This is a genomic window from Sphingomonas sp. RIT328, from assembly GCF_000632225.1.
Classification (GTDB): domain Bacteria; phylum Pseudomonadota; class Alphaproteobacteria; order Sphingomonadales; family Sphingomonadaceae; genus Sphingomonas; species Sphingomonas kyungheensis.
In genome coordinates this window covers 1-1,936 of the sequence record NZ_JFYV01000052.1, presented here as the reverse complement: position 1 = coordinate 1,936, position 1,936 = coordinate 1, and the positions used below count along the sequence as shown (strand labels likewise).

Here is a 1,936-nt window from a genome sequence, read left to right as displayed (position 1 = left end):
GGTGTCAACTATCTGCTGCCGAGCGCGTCGATCCGGCTGCTCGCGATCCTGCGCACCGGCGCGCGCTATGGCGAGCGGCTGGCGAGCCACGCCGTGGCCTTCGCGATCCTCGCGCGGGTATGCCCCGCGCTCTATCGCGCGATCACCGCCGCGCCGCCCGCCGTCGCGCTCGCGCTGGTCGCGTCGCCGGCCGCGGCGCTGGCGCTCGCGCTGACCGTGGCGGCGACGGTGGCGGCCGGCTCGGCGTTCGGCCGGCGCGGCGAGGCGGGCGGCCGCGCCGTGCAGCAATTGCAGGGCGCGTTGCGCGACCTGCTCACCGTCCAGCTCGCGGCAGCTGCCGAGCTGCGCTGCTACGGCATGGAAGCCGCGTCGCTCGCCCACTTCGCCGAACTCGATGCGCGGCTCGCGGCGGTGCGGCGGCAGCAGGCGGTGGCAGCGGGGGCGATCGAGGCGCTGGGGGCGCTCGCCACCGGCGTCGCGGCGGTGGCCGTCGCCCTGACCGCGCTGCCGGCGGGGGTGCCGCTCGTCGCGCTCGGCGCGCTGGCGGCGGTGATGACGATCGACGGCATCCTGCCGGTATTGCGCGCCTCCGCCGCGCGCGGCGCGGAGCGCGAGGCGGAGGCGCGGCTCACGGCGCTGTTCGTCGGCCGGACGGACGCGAGGGACACGCCCCGTTCGGTCGACCTCACTTTGCCGGGTCTCAGGCCCATCGCCCCCGCCGGCGCGCGGATCGCGATCGTCGGCGCGTCGGGCAGCGGCAAGACCAGCCTCGTCGAAGCGATGCTTGGGCTGCGCGAGGGGCGGGACAGAGGTGTCCGGCTTGGGGGGCGTCCCATCGCGGATCTGCCGGCCGCGACGCTGCGCGCCAGCTTCGGCTGAGCGCCGCAGGACGCGCAGCTGCTCGCCGCGACGGTGCGCGACAATCTGCTGCTCGCCGATCCGTCGGCGAGTGACGCGGCGCTGTGGCAGGCGCTCGACGACGCTTATCTGACCGGCGTGGTGCGACGCCTGCCGGACGGGCTGGATACGTGGATCGGCGAGGACGGCGAGCGGCTCTCGGGCGGCGAGCGCCGTCGCCTGTCGCTGGCGCGCGCCTATCTGGCGCCGACGCCATGGCTGATCCTCGACGAGCCCACCGAAGCGCTCGACGCGCTGGCGGAGCAAGCCGTGGTCGGCCGGCTGGCGGCGCGGCTCGACCGGAGCGGGCAGGGCCTGATCGTTGTCACGCACCGCCCGGCGGCTGATCGACTGTGTCGCACCCGCTATGCGATCGATCCGCGCGGTCGCGCCTGCGGCGCTGCAGTGGCCTAGGTCAGGGCAACGCGACGACGGGATCGCGGCGTCGGAACCGGCTCCGGACGATGGTCAGGAGGGATTCGCCTCCTCGGCCAGCCATGATTCATACGCCAAGATCGCGGTATGCAGATAGCGGGCGGAGTGCAGCTCGTCCTGCTGGTCGAGCAGCACCAGCGCCTGTCTCATCAGGATGAGAGGTTGAACCTGGCGGGACCGCAGATCCCCATCGTTTCGTTCGACCATTGCCATTCCCGCTATGCCGAGGGCGCGCCCGGAAGCGCGTCATCGATCCGACGACCGGGTGTCGGAAACCCGCAAGTCCGGCGCGCGCGCCGCGTGCCTGAAGGCCCCGATACAGGCGTCCGCGATCCGGCCGCCTGCGTTCGGCGCTGACGTTGCGGGATTTCCATGCCCCGACCCGCCATCGGGCGGGCAGGGCATGTGTGCTATATCTCACATTGTCATGCAATGTCTTATAATGTGGAATAATAGAAGAGTGGTTGATCTCGATCAGCCCTGCCGTTGCGACGAACGACACTGAGTGGCGCTCCCGCGTGTCACGCCGTCACCCGATCCCGCTGCGGAAGGCATACCGGCCCGACGGCACCTCGATCCCCGGCCGGCCGTCGCGGTCGACCAC

The 1,936-nt window shown here is 72.4% G+C and carries 2 protein-coding genes and 1 pseudogene; 2 read left to right on the top strand and 1 reads right to left on the bottom strand.

What is annotated here, in order from left to right; translation table 11 throughout:
- A pseudogene (locus BW41_RS22110) lies at window positions 1–879 on the top strand (ATP-binding cassette domain-containing protein); the annotation flags it as partial.
- Window positions 880–897: 18 nt separating this feature from the next.
- The gene (locus tag BW41_RS22105) at window positions 898–1,311 is read left to right on the top strand and encodes an ATP-binding cassette domain-containing protein (RefSeq protein ID WP_443027651.1); all 414 of its coding nucleotides are present in this window, start codon (window positions 898–900) and stop codon (window positions 1,309–1,311) included.
- Between the two features lie 54 nt (window positions 1,312–1,365).
- On the opposite strand, the gene BW41_RS21120 is transcribed toward BW41_RS22105, so the two are convergent.
- The gene (locus BW41_RS21120) at window positions 1,366–1,545 is read right to left on the bottom strand and encodes a hypothetical protein (protein ID WP_152542388.1); all 180 of its coding nucleotides are present in this window, start codon (window positions 1,543–1,545) and stop codon (window positions 1,366–1,368) included.
- Window positions 1,546–1,936: the final 391 nt, after the last annotated feature.